This window comes from Bacillus paramycoides (assembly GCF_001884235.1).
In the GTDB taxonomy this organism is placed as follows: domain Bacteria; phylum Bacillota; class Bacilli; order Bacillales; family Bacillaceae_G; genus Bacillus_A; species Bacillus_A paramycoides.
On sequence record NZ_MAOI01000131.1, the window covers coordinates 1 to 985 of the forward strand.

The 985-nt window shown below is 35.5% G+C and carries 1 protein-coding gene and 2 pseudogenes; all 3 read right to left on the reverse strand.

Features of this window, described 5'->3' with window-relative positions:
* Positions 1-94: 94 nt before the first annotated feature.
* Positions 95-478 (reverse strand): annotated as a pseudogene (locus BAU28_RS27055) (Ada metal-binding domain-containing protein); the annotation flags it as partial.
* A gap of 272 nt (positions 479-750) precedes the next feature.
* Positions 751-927, reverse strand: a complete 177-nt coding sequence (locus BAU28_RS30605) for a hypothetical protein (RefSeq protein WP_208610983.1) — start codon at positions 925-927, stop codon at positions 751-753.
* Positions 899-985 (reverse strand): annotated as a pseudogene (locus BAU28_RS29500) (short-chain dehydrogenase); the annotation flags it as partial. The gene BAU28_RS30605 and the pseudogene BAU28_RS29500, both read right to left, overlap by 29 nt.

The following is a 985-nucleotide window of genomic DNA, read 5'->3' on the forward strand; positions in this document are numbered from 1 at the left end:
AACCCGTTAGGGTTTATTTGATATGCCTACTTTTATAACATCTATAAACGATAATAAAATACTACGTGAAAAGACCGCGTTTTATATAAAAATATACCTTAAGTTGATGGATGTGTGGAGTTACCCCTTTAATTCGTTTAAATGTTCGTTGTAAATGAAAAGGGCTTCCATGACACATGTCAGTTAGTATTTCTAGATTTAAGGAATCATTATAGTGATTATCAATGTATTCTGTAATTTGCGTTACCCAATCCTCATTAGGCAACGTTAGTCCATTTGGTTTACAACGTTTGCATGGACGGAACTTTTCAGATAATGCTTGCTGTGCATTTTGAAAAATCTTTACATTGTCTATATTAGGCACCCTAGATTTGCATGATGGTCGACAAAAAATACCAGTTGTTTTTACACCATAATAAAACTTGCCATCATAGGAAGAATCATTGTGTACAATTGCGTGCCAACGTTCATTAGTCATCTCACTAAAGTCTGCATTTATAAATTGGAGAGATTCCTTTTGAATTTCGCTATCATTTTGCATATGATCACCTCCGAAAGTAGTATAACCTGACTGTAGCTTCCATGTCCGTATTTTAGAATGTAAGAGCAAGATTGCGAAGAAAAATGCAGGGTAAAGATTTTAATTCTTATACCTGAAGCCGTTACCATAATCCTAATAAGTCGAAATGATATAGAAATCATAGAAGTAAAAGATTTCATTAAGTCACAAAAACCAAATAGTATCAAAGTTTACATTTCAAGAACGACAATCAGCCTAGCATAGCCGATTGTCGTTTGTACTGATCTCCCAAGACAAGCTATTACCTCAATGACTGGTACAATTCTTGGACAAATAAAGAAAGCCTTGTTCTTTAGTAAGTTTTTCGAAGCCGTTAATTTACAGATGAGATCCGCCACTTGCATCAATCAATTGACCGGTTACCCAACGGCTGTCCGATGAAGCAAGAAAGGCTGCAACGTCCGC